The organism is Staphylococcus auricularis (assembly GCF_001500315.1).
Lineage (GTDB): Bacteria > Bacillota > Bacilli > Staphylococcales > Staphylococcaceae > Staphylococcus > Staphylococcus auricularis.
Map to the genome: position 1 here is coordinate 37,193 of NZ_LLER01000007.1, position 17,749 is coordinate 54,941.

A 17,749-nucleotide genomic window follows, 5' to 3' on the forward strand; every position below is an offset into this window, starting at 1 on the left:
TGATGTTGTCGATAACGAGCCTATGAGTTCTAAAAACAAAGCCATATACGCTTCTTTAAAAGAAGACGCTATTCTTACTACAAATCCTCTCGGAGGAAAAAGTAAAGTCTTTAGAATGTTAGAAAAAAGTCAATTATTTGAAGATGTATTAATCCCTTACGTCGTAGTTCAAAATGCAGATGATGTCATACTATTTTTAAAAAAATATAATAAAGTCTTATTGAAACCTGTATTTAGTAACCAAGGGAGAAATATCGTTGCGATTGAACAAGATGGAGATAGCTACAAATTAATGGACGATTGATTAACTACTGAATATACATATGCAGAATTAATCGATATCATCAATTCAAATTATTTAAAACCTGCTTATATATGCCAACCATTTTTAGAATCAAAAACAAAAGAAGGCAGTCCATTCGATATTCGATTGCATGTCAGAAAAAATCAAAATGGACAATGGCAAAAGGTTAAAATATATCCTAGAGTGGGTATGGGTAAAAACATTACATCAAATGTCAGCCAAGGTGGCGGTATATCACCTATCGTTCCGTTTTTACAAAGTAATTTCGGGGATAAATGGAAAAAATTAAAAGATCAACTTGAACTTTTATGTAAAACTTTCCCGAAAAGATTTGAAAGTTTATATAGCTACAAACTAGATGCATTAGGCATTGATTTAGGTGTAGACCCAAACGGTAATATTGGCTTGTTTGAAGTAAACACTTATCCAGGACAACAATTCTTTTATGCAGAAGATGCCGAAGTACGTGTCGGATATTACAGATATCTGTTGAATTTAAAATAAACAAAAAGAAAAACTGCCGATAGTGTTATTTCACACTACCGACAGTTTCTTTTTTTATCTCATTTTATCTTATTTTAAGAAATCATCTTTGAAGTAAGGTTTGCCGTCTGAGTAGTCATAGAAACCTTTACCTGTAGCTAAACCAAGTTCATTGTTATTCACTTTATCTTCAAGTAATTGGATTACTTTTTGATCTTCTTCATCATCTGAAGCTTCAGCAACTGGTTTTAAGATTTCTAATGCGTTGTCTAAACCGATCATATCCATGATTGCGAATGGACCTTGGTTGGCGTGGAAACCAATCATCCAAGTTTTATCGATTGTTTCTTTGTCTGCAACTTCTTTAACAAGTAATTTCGCACCTGCTTGAATGAGTGGAGTCATGATTCTGTTTACGATGTAACCTGGTTGTTCTTTATGAAGTGGTGCAACAACTAAGTTAATGTCACGTGCGAATGCAAGTACTTTATTAAATGTATCTTCAGTTGTTTGACCTGCAACCATGACTTGGCCTACATTACTGTTCCAAATGCTGTTTACAATGCGTAATGCGGCGAATTTTTCTGGACGACCTGTCGCATCTTCAAAGTCACTTGGTCTTAATGTTGCAGTGCTTGTAACGATATATGCATCGTCATTTAATACTTCTGAAAGTTTGTTGTAGAAGTGTTCTTTTGTTTCTTTATCGTCAGCCACCGCTTCGATAACTAAGTCAACATCTTGTGTCGCATCTGCAATGTTTGTGTGATAGTTGATGCGTTCAGCGATTGCGTTCACTTTGTCGTCATCTACATCGAAGTAATCTTTGTAAGCTTTTTTCGCAGTTTCAATATGATCTTTAACTGTTTGAATGTCATCTTCACTTTCGCTATAAAGTGTCACGTTGAAATCACCAGAAGCAACTTGTAAAGCTACTTGTGCAGCTGTTAAACCACTACCGGCAACTGCGATATTTTTGAAATCATGAGATAAATCTTCAACATCTTTTGTATTATCAAAGAATGCGTCTTCAGTGTATTCTGGGTCAGGATAATTGTAGAAGCCTTTGCCTCCAACTTTACCTAATTTATCGCTATCTACCATATCTTGTAAGATTTTAGTATAGTTTTTAGCCCATTCTGGATCTTGATCTGTTTCACGTGATTTTCTGATGTTTAATTGAGTGTTTGTACCCACGATATCATTCATACCGAATGGACCGTGTTCGTCGTGAGTGGCACGCATCCATGTTTTATCGATGGTTTTAACATCTGATGTTTCACTTGCGAGTAAGTAAGCTGCGCCACCTGAGAATGGTACGAGTAATGAGTTTAAGATGTAACCAGGTTGTTCTCTGTAAATTGGAAGAGGTACCATACCGATTGCTTTCGCGAAATCAAGTACTTCGTCGAAAATTTCATCTGAAGTATCTGGCGTACGCATCACTTCACCTGTATTACGTAACCAAATTTCGTTCGCAAAGTGTAAGGCTAAGAATTTTTCAGGACGGCCTGAGATATCTTTATAATCACTTGGTTTAAATGTTGATGAGTTTGTCGCAAAGATTGTTTTATCTGGTGCGCTTTCACCTAAATTTTTGTAAAAGTCTTTTTTAATATCTACGACTTCTGGAATCGCTTCGATGACGATATCTGCATCTGCTGCCGCTTCAGCAATATCTGATTTATATTGAATAGTATTGAAAGCTTCATCCACTTTCTCTTGTGTTGTATCTAAATCTTCAACGTAGCGTTTTCTTAAGTCACTTAAACGGTCTTTCGCTTTTCCAAGTGCATCATCGTTAATATCATATACAGTTACATTGAAATCATGGAATGAAGATTGAAAAGCGATTTGGCTATCTAGTACACCACCGCCAGCAACGACTACATTTTTAATATCCATATACTTTACACCCCTTGTTATTAAAATATTCATTAAAATAATGACTACGCTTCATTATACTATGCGATTTAAAATCAACTAAATGTTTTGAGCTTAAGGCGCCCATTATACTTAAAAATATATATGATATATCATTATTTGATTACAGTTATTAATTAGCCTAATTTGATTCCTACAAAACATTATCTTTAGTGAGGAGGTGGAGTAATCTTGGTTTGATTAAAACTAGGAAGACGAGACTAAATTTAATTCATCACCTTGATTAGGTTTTGATTATGTGGACACTGGAGATTTAGAAAATTCATGGCGCCAACAACCAGGCACACCGGCTTACTGTACAGAATTAACGCAGGATGAACTTGATGTAGCAGTAAAACAAGCAGATGCCACAAAAGCACCTCATAACCGCGATAAAGTGTTAGCATTACTCAATCAAGATAAGTCAGAATAATACAGCCATGATGAACGCGTGAAATTGAATAGAGAGATTTATCATAATTGAAATTAATTATAAAAAAGAGTCAGGACTAGCAAAGTCCTGACTCTTTATCTTTAAAACACTAACAATTTTCTTGCGTCTCATTGAATATAATCCAAGTGTATATACTCTATGGTTATACAAAGCCTATATTCTCAGCCAAAATCATATCGTTTCTCGACGTTTTGAAATTAAAGCGTACAAACCGCCTACAAAAATTAAGACAATACCAAAAGTAAAAATCATCTGAGGTGTAGGTGAAAATTGCGTGTGAATGGCTTCAGCTGTAATATGAGATTTAATTTCCAGTCCCATCATTGTTGTGACAATACTTGTTTTGTCGATTTGAAATAGCGTATACAAATAATCTATTAATGATAACACGAGCCAAACTGCAATACTGAGTTTTACTATTTTAAGTATTTTCATTAAGTACCACTCCATTTTTATATTTCATTCTTTTTTGTTATTCATTTGCGTTTTATCTTTTAATTAATTATATATAACAAACAATAATTTTTAAAGAATTTATCGAAATATAAGATAAGTATACTTACATAGTCTCAGTCATTTAATTAGGTGGGTTAGCTCGATACATAATAAGATCGTCCGAGGTTTAACCTTTAGTCTGAGTATCCTTATGACTGCTCAGCCACTGGCACGTCTTGATTACCAAAGTCAATTTCAAATCCTAAGTCTTCAATCATTTTGTAATCTAATTTGTTGGGTTGTCCACCAGTAATTAAATAATCCCCAACAAAGATAGAGTTTGCTGCTTTTAATGCAAGGGGTTGTAATGAACGTAAATTGACTTCGCGCCCGCCTGCGATACGTATTTCTTTTGTGGGGTTCACAAGTCTAAATAATGAGACGAGACGTAAACATTTCATCGGTGTAAGCTCATCCATATCACCAAATTTAGTTCCTTTAATAGGATGTAAGAAATTAATCGGGATACTATCTGCGTCGATTTCTTTCAGCGCAAATGCCATATCGACAATATCTTGATTAGACTCACCCATACCACAAATGACGCCTGAACATGGTGAAATATTGTTCTCTTTCATGATTTCGATTGTGTCAGTACGATCTTTGTATGTGTGCGTTGTAACAACTTCTTCGTGGTAATTTTCGCTCGTATTAATATTGTGATTGTATCTATCGACACCCGCTGCTTTCAGTTTCTTCGCTTGTTCGTCGTTCGTTAACCCGAGGCAAGCACAAATTTTAAGTTGTGGATGGATCGCTTTGATTTCTTCTACTGTTCTGCTGATGTGATCAACTTCTTTATCACTTGGGCCACGACCACTCATAACAATACAATACGTGCCAATATTGTTGTCATGGGCGACGTTTGCGCCGTCGATAATTTGTTCTTCTGGCACTAATGCGTAACGCTGTTTTTGTTTCATATCTCTAGATTGACCGCAATAACCGCAGTTTTCAGGACAAATCCCACTTTTTGCATTTAAAATCATGTTGAGTTTTACTTTTTTTCCGTAAAAATGCTTTCTTAATATGTATGCTTCATTGAGTAGGTCAAATGTATCGATCTCTTCGTCTTCATAAATGTCTAACGCTTCTCTTTTTGTTAATGTTTCTCCTTTTAAAATGTTTTCAGCTAAATTCATATTAATCCTTCCCATTCATAACAAGTTATATTTCTCTTTTAAAGTGCCAAACCATTTCTATTTTGCTTATTCTACATGTTGAAAATGAATTTTTGAGTCAATATTTGGCAATATAGATTTAAATGTAAACCTATTTATAATAAAAGTTTACATTTTATAGGGTAGATTTTCAAGTTACATAAAAAAACGCTTGATTTAAGAAAGTAAATCAAGCACTTTTTTGTAGAAACGAAATTAAATTTGTTCATTATGTTGAGTTAACGAATGTTGGTATTTCAAACCAACAATAAAGACGACGAGATAAGCGAGACCCGCGATGATAAACGCCCAAAAGACACCACTATAATCCACGATAACAGTGATTAAATAAGTGCTTATCGCAAAGCTAAAGCTATAAACCATATTATTAAGAACATACGTATCTGTAATTTGTGTATCATTCAATTCGCTTTGAAGTTTAGAATGGAGGACCGTCGTACGCATCTCGTCTAAAATACCGTAAATGCATGAGCAAAGTAATACGAATATTAAAATATGATTGATTGCAAAACTCATATTCAGTACAGCAAGTACGATTGGTAAATAAAAAATGAAAAAGCTAAAACGTTTTTGGAAAAATTGATCTTGAAAATTTACCACAAGACCCGCAATAATCATACCAGTGAAGAATGTGGCATTAATCATCCCAAACCAAAATGTATCTACCTGTAAAAAGGTCTCAACATAAATCAATATCACTGCCGCAATCCACACACTATGTGCGAAAGATTCGATGAATGTCGATATATTTAAAAATCGACTCCATGGTGTTTTGAGATTCGTTTTTATCATATTGTGAAAAGATCCCATCATTGTTTCCGCTTCAGTTTCGACTTGTTTATCATCTTTAATAAATAACGTGAAGATGACGGCGAAAATATATAATACGATAGTCAGTATGATGAGATTTGAATAACCTAGCGCGGCCAGTAAAATACCGCCCAGTGCCCATGACCCGACTTGTACAACATTGTTCATCGTATTCATTTTCGCATTAGCAGAAAGAATATGTTCTTCCTTTTCGATGTACGGAATAAATGAATTTTTGATTGGATTTGTAAAACCGTCAAATAATGAATTAATGAAAATAAGTAAATACAGATAAATGAGTTCAGTTATTGAAACAGAGATAAATGCGAGAATGCCTATGAGAATAACGATTTTAAGCATCTGAAAAATAAGCAATACACGTTGCTTTGAAAGGCGTTGATATATGTATGGCGACAGGATACCACTGAGAAAATGCCTGCTGTGATGACAATGGGAATCGTTCCCGCACTCGTAGCCTTCCCTGTTAATTGATAAACGAACGAAATAAGCCCCACAATATAAATAATATCGCCCGTATTCGCAAATAATTGGCTGAAAAATAAATGATAAAAATTCCGACTATGTTTCATCGTTGTGTGCCCCTGTTTGGTTTTATATTTTGTAGATTTAGAAGATGGTTTTCAGTGATTTTGTAGTAATTGCACAATATGTCGGTTTAAAGATGGATATTGTGCTAAATCATTGGTTGTCACCCATGTATAATCATCAAATTCGGTTGGGTCTACTTTTAAATTTGAAATATCGCTTACTGTTGAATAGTAAGTATAGACTAACCGTTGATGTTTTTTATTGAAAAATTGGTAGCCTATGCATTCACATTCTTCTAAATCTAAATTTGTTTCTTCTTTGGTTTCTCGAAGAACCGCTTCTTCCATACTTTCGTTAAACTTAACCTTGCCACCCGGAACGTTCCATATTCCAGGCGCCACCTTTACATCAGACCGACGTTTACAGATGAGATATTTCCCTTTATGTTCAAGAATGATTTCAACAGCGAATCTAAAATCTGTGTGATTAAGCCCTTTCGTAGTGGCATTGTAAAAACCTATGAGAATGTCTCTCGCATCTTGAGAAGGTAGGTGCTGCGTGTCTGCCTTTTGATTAAAAAAGAAGTGATTCAATATTTGAAATTTAGCTTGTTTGCTATAGCCTATGAAGAAGTCGCTTTTGTGATGGCTTTGTGGACTTACAATTTGAAATAAATCTACAGGACTTTCGTACCATTTTTGAAGATATGGAAGGGAATTTTGACTTACATCTTCTGTGTGATTCTCAGAGTCCAATGTTATAGGACGGTCACAAAGGATATGAAGGTTATGTTTCATACAGAATTCGAGATACTTCAGATGATTGTGTGAAGAGGCGGAGATTAATGCATGCCTGATATCTTGTCGATCCACCAAATTTTTTACTCTCTCTTCTTCATAAGGCATGTTTAATAAACCATCACTACTATCATCGAAATAAATCGTTTCGCAGATTGAATGGTGGTCAAAGATAAACTGTGCAATTTCATCTTTTTTAGACGCTACATCTACAATAAAGACTTTTTCTATTTGCGGATGAGCTACCACATGCTCCCAATAACTATTTTCAGATGTCACTTCAAACCCCAATATTAAACATTTCATACCCTATACCCCTTCGCATTTTCCTCATTTTACAAACTTTAAAAATAAATGTCAAAATAATGCTAATTTTGTGATATATATGCGAGAAATAAACACCATATAAGGATTCCTTCAACAATTTATAGAAGATATTTACACCTATAATTTCCATTTTAAAAAGCACCCTAACTTTAAGTTGAATCACAACCTCAAAATTAGAATGCTTTTCGTAAAAGACTTGATTTATACTTTTCTGTAACGTTTCAATCCAACAATATTCAATATAGTAAATGTAATGATGAAGATAAATAAGATACCAATATCGAACCAAATATATTCAAAACCTTGTCCTTTAATCATTATCTCGGTCAATGCATCGCCCGCATATCGTAATGGGAAGAGATAACCTATGACGCTAATCCAATCTGCGATATTTTCTAAAGGAATAATCCCGGAAAAGAATACTTGAGGAATCGCGACGATTGGAATAAACTGAATCATTTGAAACTCAGAATTTGCGAAAGTGGAAACGAAAATACCCATCGCTAACGCAGCTAATGCGACTAAGATATTAATTAACAATACCCACCAGATACTGCCTGCAACTTCAATATTTAAAATGATAATCGCAAAAAATACGATGAGTAACGTTTGTAATATCGCAAACAAACCATAACCAGCTAAATAACCAAACACAATCTCACTTCTTTTGACCGGCGTAGCTAACAAGCGCTCTAATGTGCCACTTGTGCGTTCTCTAAGTAAACCAATTCCTGAAATTAAAAATACAAAAAGGAACACAAAGAAACCAATTAAAATTGGAAACATTTTATCAAAATATGTGCTATCTTCGTCACCGTAAAGATAATGATTTGATAACTCAAGATTTTCTGATTGTTGCGCACTGTTTTGTTTCAAATTAGCAGGAATTTTTTCTACAATTTCTTTCATATCTTGCATTTTATTTTTCTGAATTGCGCTTGATAAAAGTTGCTTCGCTGATCCTGTTTTACTAGGATCCTCATTCGCATAAGTGACTTCTAATTTTGAACCATTTTTAGTTACGTAACCGTCTAACTCTTTATCAACAATTTCATCTTTAATGGACTCTGGTGAATCAAATTTTTGAATGTCGACTTTATCAGACGGCAATGCATCAACAATTTGATCAGGGACGTTGTTATCGATCCCCATGCTCAAATTTGTTTCATCATTTGTATCAAAAACGAAGTACAATAGCGTTAAAACAAGTAAAGGTGCGAAGAACATCAACAAGAGGGTTCTCTTATCTCTCAACAGTTCTTTAATTACACGTATCAGTACAGCTTTAAATCTCATGATTGCACCTCCGCTTCCGCTTTAATGAATACTTCCTCTATCGAATCGACGCCGAATTTTTCTTTTAATTCGTTCGGAGTACCAATCGTGAATAGATGACCTTCTACAATCAAGCCTACATAGTCACACCGCTCAGCTTCACTCATTACATGGGTTGTCACAATGACCGATTTATTTTCTTCAGTTAGCTGATTCAATTGTTCCCATATATCTCTACGCAAACTTGGATCTATACCAACAGTCGGTTCATCGAGAATGATTAAATCAGGTTTTGACAACAACGTGATTGCCAATGATAATCTCCGTTTCATACCGCCAGAAAATGTATTGACTATTTGATGTAACGATTGATCTAAATTCACCAGCTTCATATTCGTTTCAATAGCTTGGTTAAGTGCCTTCCCTTTTAATCCCATTAAATTACCGAAGAATACAAGATTTTCGCGAGCTGTTAATGAGCTATATAGTGCATCACTTTGTCCCATATAACCAATATCATTTAAAATTTTACGATTTGGCATCTTCTTATTGAAAATTTGAGCTTCTCCAGAATCTAATTTTTCCATGCCCATTAAGCATTTAATTGTCGTCGTTTTCCCCGAACCACTTGGACCAATTAATCCTAAGATTTGTCCGCTTCGTAAGCTGATATCAATGTCATCTAATACTTTCTTTTTTCCGTAATACTTTGTCCCGTTCGTCAATTGAGCTACGAGTTCCGACATAGTTACCCTCCTTATTAGACAGCGTGTCAATTATTATTCATAATAAGAGTATAAATCTTGCAGTTTTAAAAGCAATTGTGAATCTGTGGATAATGAACACATCGATAAATATGTCAAATAAAATTGAGGTGGAACCCTATTGGAAGAAGAATTAATGACAGATATGAGGATCGTTAAAACAAAACGAAAAGCTAGAAAGGCCATGATTACATTATTAAAAGAGAAAAAATATGACGATATTTCGGTAAAGGATATTTGTGAAACAGCAGGCATTAGCCGAGGCACATTTTATTTACACTACAAGGATAAATATGACTTAGTACAACAATATCAAGTCGAATTTGTTAAAGAAGGCACAAAGAAAGCGTTGAATTTGTTAAATGAAGAAAGATATTCATTCTTTTATCAAATGGTTAAATTGTGGAATGAAGAAGCAGAACTTTTATTATTACTGATTTCCGATAACGGTTCCGTAGAAGTACAAAATCAATTAAAAGCCATGTTACAAGCGAATGCGGAAAAACACATTTTTCCACATATGAACTTTAAAAAATACAGTAAAACAGAACAACGCTATTTCACTGTATTTTTCAGCAATGCCGTCTTCGGTATAATTCAAGAATGGGTGAATACCGGACGACAAGAAACCCCCGAAGAATTATCAGCAATTCTTAATAAACTCGCACCTACAGATTTATTGGAATAGATGATAATTGAGATTCATTTTGAAAATTACTTATTGCGGTGTATGGCGTAAAGTGAAATTCCGATTATGGCGAATAAACCTACCATTCCAAAGATTATAGTATGAAACATGAAATACCTTATATATAATATATAAAATAACTGACATCATACGAGATATCAGTTGTTTTATACTTTTTGGCTTTCTTCGACATTCATGCTAAATATTCAAATCTTTTATATACGAATAAAAATCTTTTTGAAAATGATGCTTATCTTCGCATTCCTGATCAGTCATTTCGAGTTGATTTCTTACAATATTTACAACGGGTATGTCTCCAATTGAAGGCAATGCAGCTGCACCCTTTTTAGAAAACAGCTTGGGCTGTACTACTAAATAAATATCATTTTCGATATTTTTGTTTTCTCCCAGATTATTCGCATTAGGTGAATATAGAGACATCGAATAATTTAATTGATCGTATATTAAATGTTCTTCTCTTAACTTTTTAGAGTTCAAAAACTTTAATTCACTTTTATAATCTAACTCATGTAACTGGTTGATAAATGCTTTTAAGATGTTCTTTGTACAATCACTTAATTCGTCTAAATCATCTATAAGTGCGTCAGCGTCCTTTTTCTTTTTTAACCTTACTGAATAATAAAAATGCATCCTCATCATAAAAAGCTTTTGTTTTTTGGTAATTTGAAAATAATGTATCTTTATAATTTTGAATTTGTTGTTCTTCCAGATAGTCATAAATACAACTAGCTAATGCACACGTAATTCGACTATGATCGTATAACGATATATCTATAAGTTGATTCTTATTAGTGGAACTAGGCACATATTGCCACAAGCTTTCTGTCCACTGTAATAAAGAAGAAAATTGATGGTCATTCACCTTCAAAATATGATTTAAATCGTAATTCATATCTTCAACTAAAGCTGAATAATAACCACTCGAATATTGAATCTGTGCACTTTCTGGATAAGCAATATTACTTTCCTTACTAAACTTAAATTTCCCTTCAGTTACAGCTGTTGATTTTGAGTTTACAATATTAAAAACACTATATAACGGTGTAAACTTATCGAATTTTAGTGTTTGATTTTCATATTCTTGATCGCCTTCTTCAACCACATCTCTTCTATCAATACCACTAGCGATATTATCTGCTATATAAGTTATGTAAGCTGTATTATCTTCACTTAGCTTAGCACTAGATAGTTCTTTATAGTGATGGTATCCTACACTATCTAAAAGTTCTTTAACATTGAATTCTGAAAACTGTGATAAAAACTGGCGTCCTAATTTAGAATGTGTGCCTTTTGCGAAAGGATGATTGTTACTACGATAAATAATTTTACCGATATCATGTAACAAAGAACCATACATCAATATTGATTTCTTTTCCATTTTGCCCTCCATATCATAGAAAAATGAACTTTGGTTTTTTTATTGTAACTTTTTTAACCTCTTTCCCTAATATAATTACTTGGTTGTCATTAACTTCATCTGGTAATACATATAAAGCGATTTTCCCAGTAGCAGGAATTTCGTTTTTTAAGATACTAATGATCTTATCTTTTTTCTGCGTGTCACTAATATAGCGTTCATACAAACTAAACTGTTTCATCGTAAATACCAATTCAAGTAACCGAGTTCGATATTTATTAGCCATTTTGCGTTCATCTTTAGTATCCCTTGGTAAGTCAAAGCCGATCAGTAAGTACATTATGTCCCAACCTCAATCATCTTTGGCAATAATAACGGTGAAGGTGAATTTTCCTCATGACACTTAATGAGTAATTGTGTCATTAATTTAATAGCATCTAAAAGCCATACTATTTTTTTATCTAAAATACATTTTTCATGTAAAACTCTTAATACTATTTTCTTTTCTTCAATGCCAAATTCAGTATAATGATCGTTTAATAGCATTTGAAATGCGATATGATCCACAAATGGTCGAAAAACTTCAATAATGTCATCTGCTAAGTTAAAAGGATTCTCCGTAGACTTATGATGTATACCTAAACTCATTTCAAAACCATGAATTGCCAACTCATGTTTGATAAAAGATCTTATAATAGCATAACCATAATTCAAAGATGAATTAATCATGTCATCAAATCTACCGCGTTTGAACTGAGAACCAAATAAAGTTTGAAAATATATTCTGGCGGCAACAGCTTCTCTTTTATTTCTATCTCCAGCTTTAACCTCCTTTGCTAAATCTTTCAGAACTCTAATGTTAGGATGATAATTTAAATTATTCTCCGCACACTGAGCTTGATTTAATATTTTACATGTTACAACTTTCTTCCAAATTCTTTCTTTTGTTCGCGTAAATAATTGAAATTGTGTCTGGATTCGTTGCAGTCTATTAACAGCTCCATAATCAGATAGCAATTGAGTTATAGGAGAATGTTTTCTATCACAAAATATGACGCCAATATTATTTTCTATACATTTAACTACAAATTGATGTGAAAAATAGTTTTTATAATGATCAAAAATAATAGCCTCAACATCATCAAAAAAAGAATTTTTCACTCTTATCTACTACGTTTTTAAACTTAATACTATTTTCTTTCACAGTTACAAAGTGATGATTCTCAACATAGATAATATCCTTCATTTTTTAATTTTACTCAATTTTATTGTGATTGTATAGCTAGATTGAACAGTTTACAAAAGCTTTAACAATTTTTGTATTTATATTTATTTTGTGATTATGTTGTTACAAAATATAAATTATCTATAAATAGCTAAACAAAAGTTACATCTTATAGTTGAATTTAAAGTACAAATAGTAAAATAGATTGTTGTTATGAAAATTTTATAGAAATTAATTCTAATTAATGTGGATTAGAGAAAAGAGGTTGATTATTAAGGGGATTTACGTTTTCATTAATTGATGTAGAAGTCCTTTTAATTACTAAATTCTATTACTACAAAGCACTATTTTAAATAATATAGGTGATATAGATGAATATAGAAAAAGTAATGAATGGTTATGTGCTTATAGCCTTGGTAATTATTATTGTATTAGGCCGGCTACTATCCTATGCCTTAACTGGTAATCTATGGGATTCAATAAATTCATTTAGTTTTTATTGCCATATCCTCTGTTTAGTTGTTTATATATGTGTCTTAATTTCACTAAAAAAACAGGGTAAAATTGACGGCTTACGGTAAATCATTTGTTGAAGCTGGCACGTTTTTTTCATACCAGCTTCCGTTTTTATTACTATATCTCGGGACCTCAAAATGTTCAATGCCATAAAAAAAGCTCATATTATCACTACCTTGATTTTCATTTGCTTTGTTATTAGTTTCTAATGTATAACTAATGTAATACACCGTTAGGGATCGAGATATCCTCGCTCTCTTTATAAGAAAGCGAGTGATTAGAACCATGAAGCCATTCATAAAAAATATAGATTTTTACCTAATTTTGTCATCATTAGCTTTAACAAGAATAAGTGAATCTTTTTTAGGGATAGCTGTGTTATGGAGTTTGTATCTATATACAGATAACGTGTATCTGGTGGGATTATTAACACTTTTCCAAGTTTTACCCATCATCATTTTTTCTTTTTACTCTGGTTCCTTAGCTGATTCTTATAACAATAAAAAGATATTAGTTACAACAAATTTATCACGATTTTTATTGTTACTAGCATGCGGTGTTTTCTTTTATAATATTCAAAATCACGTTTTTAATATTATACTATTATATATTTTAGTGTTCTTATTAGCAGTACTCACTGCTTTCTATCTCCCAAGTTTCCAAGCGACAATTAAAAAAACAGTAAGTGATAAGCGGCTTGTGAATGCTAATAGTTCTATTGAATTTGTAAAACATATATGCAACATCATCGGATTACTATTAGGTGGTGTTTTAGTTGAGTCAATCGGCTTAGTTAACACGCTATTTTTAGGAAGTGCTTTATTTTTAGGTGGAGCACTTATCATGAAATTTGCTTATATTCCTTCTTTTTCTCAAAAAATGATAGCTAAAAAAATTAAAGGTAGTATCGTTGAATCATTCAAGTATTTAAAATCTAGTTCAAATCTATTACAACAATCAATTTACTATTTGATTATTATCAATATATCAGTAGCCCCGATTAGTTTAATATTTGTACTACTTTCAGATCATTTGAAATTAGGGTCAATCGGCTTATCTTTATTAATGATTAGTTTTTCGATTGGATCTATAATTGGAACTTTTAGTGCGCCATATATATTAAAAATAATTCAAGAAAATACCGTCAATTTCTTACTCATCATTTTATATTCAATATTCGTTATATTAACCGTGATAATTCCTAATATTTACTTAGTACTCACTTTAATATTTTTAACAGGTATAACATCGAGTCTAAGTGTGATTTTTATCAATACTTTTATTCAAAAAGAAACAAGCAATGAATTTATTGGAAGAGTGAGCAGTTTTAGATCTCTTGCCCTTAGAATACCACCACCTATTGTCGTCATGTTATTCAGTTATTTAGTAGATACATTCAATTTGATTTTTGCTGCAATTTTAATAAATCTTGCTACTATATTATTCGCTACACTTGTGTTTAGTAAAAGAAAAAGTTCTAGGGGTTAGAATGTGTATTTGAATGATTGAAGAGACGTTAAAATAAATCTTTTTTAGATTACGCTTACGAACCTATTTTCAATTTAATAAAAAAATTGTATTTGGCTGAGAAATTGTTTCTCGGATTGTTTCATTTTTTCGGTAAAATCTTGGTAATCCTCCACGTTTTGAGGGATCTTAAGTCCTAATTTTATCACTTTAATATTTTCACGTTTTTGTTCATTTTTTTCATAAGTTAATCCTTGATTTAAATATAAAACCTCATTATCAGCAGTACTGTGATTGGGATAGAAATAACAACCTATTTTCGCATCAAATCTAAACATGTAAGCTAAAATCTGCAAATAATCTTTATTTCTGATGTTTTGAACTGGCTTATATTTAGCATCGCCTATGATTGGATGTTCTTGATTCCGGCTAATAAAATCTGGATAAATCAGCCCAACTTTTTGACCCTCATCTCTACTAAATAATTTTTGTGCTCCAGTCCCACCTTTATTCTTAGGATGATAAAATGCATCATTCACTAATGTATCGATATATTCTTCCCATAACCACGCACCATCAAATAAAATACCGTTAATTTTTTCAGGGCCCGTCCCCATATAATGCTTATGTCGCTGTAAAATAGTTAAACAAAGTTTCTGTAACTCCCTATACTCCTTGTAATATGCATGTCGAATAGGTCGCTGCTGATTTAACATAATGACTTTGTTTCTATCCATATGATTGTAACTTTGAGTCACTTCATAAACTTTTTTCACTTCATTTCTGACAGTACTAAGTACTCTGGTACCTTCTTTTCGCTTTTTAATAAATTCTATCGTATGTCTAATTAACTGTAACATGTCGTTATCATATGAGAATTCTCTTAGTGAATAAGCAATATTGCCTACAAATGGCGTATTTTTCTTAATATGTCTTGGAATATCGATCGTGCCCTTTACACTCTGGTTGTTATATTCGTTTCTTACATATTGTTTAAATAACCCTTTACGCATCGCTTTTCTTAAATAATAAGGGAAAATGAATATAAATAAACTAATTATTTTGTTTTCCTTATCAATAATCGTGTTTAAATCAATGACATAAGGTATTTTGAGCACATTTTCTATCAAGTATTGAAAAAAATAATCATGTGGACCCTCTGAGAATCGAGATTCGATGATTAAATGTTCTTCACCAAAACCTAAAAAACCCATAATATTACCAGAATGGTATGATTGATTAACTATATTAAGAATCATTTGGTCCTTAGTCATACCTTCCATCTCTTTTAAACTATTAGGAAACACAAATACATCTGTATCCTTAAGTTCTGACACCGTTTTATTTAATATAGAAGAAATGATTTTTGGAATTTCGTTAAATTCATGAGATGCACGAAACGAATTGTCTTTAATTTTAATCAATTTCATCTTCTGAGCCTAATTCTAGAGCTGAATGATTATAAGCCAATTTAAACGATTCCATCATCTCTTCTTCATTAAACATACCTTTGACATAATCAGCTAAGAGTGGTTCTAAATAATCTTCCCAAAGCGCTTCATAGTTGATGTCTTTTAATTTTAAGAAATAAGAAGCTCCTATATGATAATGACTATTTAAATCTTCGACTTGCGAGATAGCATTATTAAGTTGGGTCATTCTTTGAATTGCTTCATCCTTGTTATTGCCTAAAGCATCCAACATATCTGTATTTTCATTTGCCTTAATTTCTATGAATCTAAATCGTCTTCTCATCGCAAAATCGAAAGTATCTACAGAGCGATCAATATCATTCATCGTACCTATAATATAAACGTTATCAGGTATATAAAATTTTCCATTTCCAGGTTTCATATTGGCATATTGCGTTTTGACTGCTCCTGTTATTCCTCTATAACTAGGATCTATGGAAAAGAATAATTCTCCAAATATCTTTGAAATCTCTCCTCTATTTATCTCATCGATAACAAATACAAATTTTTGATCGGCATTTCTACCTGACTCAGCACCGTTATCATTTTGTGCGTTTTTAGCTTTCTCACAAAATACTTTAAATATACCTGGTTCTAGTTTAAAACCCATCGTATCGTTGGCACCTATGACGGGTCTGATCCCTTCGACGAAATCTGTGTAGTCATAATTGGGATGAAACTGTACAAACTCAAACCGCTCGGATGATTCTAAATTTTTTTTAGATACACCAATGATATTAGAAGCTATCGCTTTAGCTAGATAACTTTTACCCGTTCCAGGTGCACCTCTAAGTATGATATTTTTCGAGTTGATGAGCTTTTCGGTTAACGTTCTAACAATTTCACTTTCTAAAAATGGATCTATTTCATTTTCTCCACCCATGTCATTATCATAAATATAGCCTGCATTTTCCGTTCCTTCTTCAACATTCATATTATTATTAAATTGAGCTGAATTTTCTTCTGTTAAATCGTCACCTATACAATATTCATAAAATTGGTCTAGGTTATTCCCTAATTGTTTATATTTAGCAGTTAGCTGTTCATAATCGTCCACAAGATTGCTAATGTCATTTTCGATAGTTGAGGTATCTGGCATTTGATCAATGTGATATTCATAACCACTAATTACTGTTATTTCGTAATTTTTAGGTAGTTTCTTATTCGAATTCAAATTAATATTAATTGGTTTACTCTTTGGAGAATCTAGTGTTCCATAAATGGATTGTGATATTTTTACTTTTTCCTCATCTTTTAGTCGTTTTCCTTTAAAGTTGTCAGCACCTTGATTTAAAGTTAAATATACTCTTTTTTCATCACTGCTAAATAAAAAAATGATAAAAATACCTTTAGAAGTAGAGGTTGTGATCTCTTCATTCATAATAGCTACCCATGGTATTGTGGCAAAGCTTATATTTCCGATACTGCCTTTAATTTTATAGTCTTTAATTTCTTCTATACTTTGTAATTCTTCTACTATTTTATGTCTTACTAATTCACCAACTGGAGTGCCTTTAAATAGACCTGTCTCTTTTTCTTTAAAATATGTATTTTCTATTTCTTTAATGGTAGTTGACAATGACACTATAAATTCCTCCTGTTTTAAGTCATTAATCTTGTCACAACGATTTAACTATAATT

General features: G+C 32.4%; 15 protein-coding genes and 2 pseudogenes. 4 read left to right on the forward strand and 13 right to left on the reverse strand.

The window, feature by feature from the left end:
* Positions 1-22: 22 nt before the first annotated feature.
* A pseudogene (locus tag APS80_RS11130) lies at positions 23-808 on the forward strand (YheC/YheD family protein).
* 69 nt (positions 809-877) lie between these two features.
* Here the strand turns inward: APS80_RS11130 and APS80_RS03975 are convergent.
* Positions 878-2,692 (reverse strand): 3-hydroxyacyl-CoA dehydrogenase, encoded by a 1,815-nt coding sequence (locus APS80_RS03975; RefSeq protein ID WP_059106992.1) that lies wholly within the window; start codon positions 2,690-2,692, stop codon positions 878-880.
* Between the two features lie 277 nt (positions 2,693-2,969).
* Between APS80_RS03975 and APS80_RS10720 the strand changes: the two genes are divergently transcribed.
* Entirely contained in the window at positions 2,970-3,143 is a 174-nt protein-coding gene (locus tag APS80_RS10720; RefSeq protein ID WP_157064347.1) for a hypothetical protein, read from the forward strand.
* Positions 3,144-3,335: 192 nt separating this feature from the next.
* Here the strand turns inward: APS80_RS10720 and APS80_RS03980 are convergent, their stop codons facing one another.
* The 6 genes from APS80_RS03980 to APS80_RS04005 form a co-directional block, all read right to left on the reverse strand.
* Positions 3,336-3,599, reverse strand: a complete 264-nt coding sequence (locus tag APS80_RS03980) for a hypothetical protein (protein WP_059106993.1) — start codon at positions 3,597-3,599, stop codon at positions 3,336-3,338.
* Between the two features lie 209 nt (positions 3,600-3,808).
* Positions 3,809-4,801: a biotin synthase BioB gene (bioB, locus tag APS80_RS03985; protein WP_059106994.1), complete on the reverse strand. Its 993-nt coding sequence runs from the start codon at positions 4,799-4,801 to the stop codon at positions 3,809-3,811.
* 234 nt (positions 4,802-5,035) lie between these two features.
* Positions 5,036-6,025 (reverse strand): MFS transporter, encoded by a 990-nt coding sequence (locus APS80_RS03990; RefSeq protein WP_232234379.1) that lies wholly within the window; start codon positions 6,023-6,025, stop codon positions 5,036-5,038.
* Positions 6,026-6,291: 266 nt separating this feature from the next.
* Entirely contained in the window at positions 6,292-7,302 is a 1,011-nt protein-coding gene (locus tag APS80_RS03995) for an NUDIX hydrolase (protein WP_059106995.1), read from the reverse strand.
* Between the two features lie 222 nt (positions 7,303-7,524).
* Positions 7,525-8,619 carry an ABC transporter permease gene (locus APS80_RS04000; RefSeq protein WP_059106996.1) on the reverse strand — a complete coding sequence of 365 codons (1,095 nt, stop codon included), beginning with the start codon at positions 8,617-8,619 and terminating at the stop codon, positions 7,525-7,527.
* Positions 8,616-9,344 carry an ABC transporter ATP-binding protein gene (locus APS80_RS04005; protein ID WP_059106997.1) on the reverse strand — a complete coding sequence of 243 codons (729 nt, stop codon included), beginning with the start codon at positions 9,342-9,344 and terminating at the stop codon, positions 8,616-8,618. Before APS80_RS04005 ends, APS80_RS04000 begins: the two co-directional genes overlap by 4 nt.
* A gap of 139 nt (positions 9,345-9,483) precedes the next feature.
* Between APS80_RS04005 and APS80_RS04010 the strand changes: the two genes are divergently transcribed.
* The gene (locus APS80_RS04010) at positions 9,484-10,050 is read left to right on the forward strand and encodes a TetR/AcrR family transcriptional regulator (protein WP_059106998.1); all 567 of its coding nucleotides are present in this window, start codon (positions 9,484-9,486) and stop codon (positions 10,048-10,050) included.
* Between the two features lie 198 nt (positions 10,051-10,248).
* Here APS80_RS04010 and APS80_RS04015 read toward each other — a convergent pair whose 3' ends face one another.
* The 4 genes and pseudogenes from APS80_RS04015 to cas1 form a co-directional block, all read right to left on the reverse strand.
* Entirely contained in the window at positions 10,249-10,701 is a 453-nt protein-coding gene (locus APS80_RS04015; RefSeq protein WP_059106999.1) for a hypothetical protein, read from the reverse strand.
* Positions 10,682-11,449 (reverse strand): annotated as a pseudogene (gene cas10 / locus APS80_RS04020) (type III-A CRISPR-associated protein Cas10/Csm1); the annotation flags it as partial. The pseudogene cas10 and the gene APS80_RS04015, both read right to left, overlap by 20 nt.
* A 13-nt stretch (positions 11,450-11,462) precedes the next feature.
* The gene (gene cas2 / locus APS80_RS04025) at positions 11,463-11,768 is read right to left on the reverse strand and encodes a CRISPR-associated endonuclease Cas2 (RefSeq protein WP_059107001.1); all 306 of its coding nucleotides are present in this window, start codon (positions 11,766-11,768) and stop codon (positions 11,463-11,465) included.
* Positions 11,768-12,589 (reverse strand): type II CRISPR-associated endonuclease Cas1, encoded by an 822-nt coding sequence (cas1, locus tag APS80_RS04030; protein ID WP_232234380.1) that lies wholly within the window; start codon positions 12,587-12,589, stop codon positions 11,768-11,770. Before cas1 ends, cas2 begins: the two co-directional genes overlap by 1 nt.
* Before the next feature lie 865 nt (positions 12,590-13,454).
* Here cas1 and APS80_RS04040 point away from each other — a divergent pair.
* Positions 13,455-14,657 (forward strand): MFS transporter, encoded by a 1,203-nt coding sequence (locus APS80_RS04040; RefSeq protein ID WP_059107003.1) that lies wholly within the window; start codon positions 13,455-13,457, stop codon positions 14,655-14,657.
* Positions 14,658-14,731: 74 nt separating this feature from the next.
* On the opposite strand, the gene APS80_RS04045 is transcribed toward APS80_RS04040, so the two are convergent.
* Positions 14,732-16,066: a 5-methylcytosine restriction system specificity protein McrC gene (locus APS80_RS04045; RefSeq protein ID WP_059107004.1), complete on the reverse strand. Its 1,335-nt coding sequence runs from the start codon at positions 16,064-16,066 to the stop codon at positions 14,732-14,734.
* A complete protein-coding gene (locus APS80_RS04050) occupies positions 16,053-17,687 on the reverse strand; it encodes an MrcB family domain-containing protein (protein WP_238908241.1) in 1,635 nt (544 codons plus the stop codon). The genes APS80_RS04045 and APS80_RS04050 overlap by 14 nt, the downstream gene beginning before the upstream one ends.
* Between the last annotated feature and the right edge of the window lie 62 nt (positions 17,688-17,749).

What these genes read in the sequence shown, in the direction of transcription:
- APS80_RS03975 (WP_059106992.1), bottom strand. Translation starts at nt 2,692, where the DNA reads ATGGATATTAAAAATGTAGTCGTTGCTGGCGGTGGTGTACTAGATAGC.
- APS80_RS03980 (WP_059106993.1), bottom strand. Translation starts at nt 3,599, where the DNA reads ATGAAAATACTTAAAATAGTAAAACTCAGTATTGCAGTTTGGCTCGTG.
- bioB (WP_059106994.1), bottom strand. Translation starts at nt 4,801, where the DNA reads ATGAATTTAGCTGAAAACATTTTAAAAGGAGAAACATTAACAAAAAGA.
- APS80_RS03995 (WP_059106995.1), bottom strand. Translation starts at nt 7,302, where the DNA reads ATGAAATGTTTAATATTGGGGTTTGAAGTGACATCTGAAAATAGTTAT.
- APS80_RS04000 (WP_059106996.1), bottom strand. Translation starts at nt 8,619, where the DNA reads ATGAGATTTAAAGCTGTACTGATACGTGTAATTAAAGAACTGTTGAGA.
- APS80_RS04005 (WP_059106997.1), bottom strand. Translation starts at nt 9,344, where the DNA reads ATGTCGGAACTCGTAGCTCAATTGACGAACGGGACAAAGTATTACGGA.
- APS80_RS04015 (WP_059106999.1), bottom strand. Translation starts at nt 10,701, where the DNA reads ATGCATTTTTATTATTCAGTAAGGTTAAAAAAGAAAAAGGACGCTGAC.
- cas2 (WP_059107001.1), bottom strand. Translation starts at nt 11,768, where the DNA reads ATGTACTTACTGATCGGCTTTGACTTACCAAGGGATACTAAAGATGAA.
- APS80_RS04040 (WP_059107003.1), top strand. Translation starts at nt 13,455, where the DNA reads ATGAAGCCATTCATAAAAAATATAGATTTTTACCTAATTTTGTCATCA.
- APS80_RS04045 (WP_059107004.1), bottom strand. Translation starts at nt 16,066, where the DNA reads ATGAAATTGATTAAAATTAAAGACAATTCGTTTCGTGCATCTCATGAA.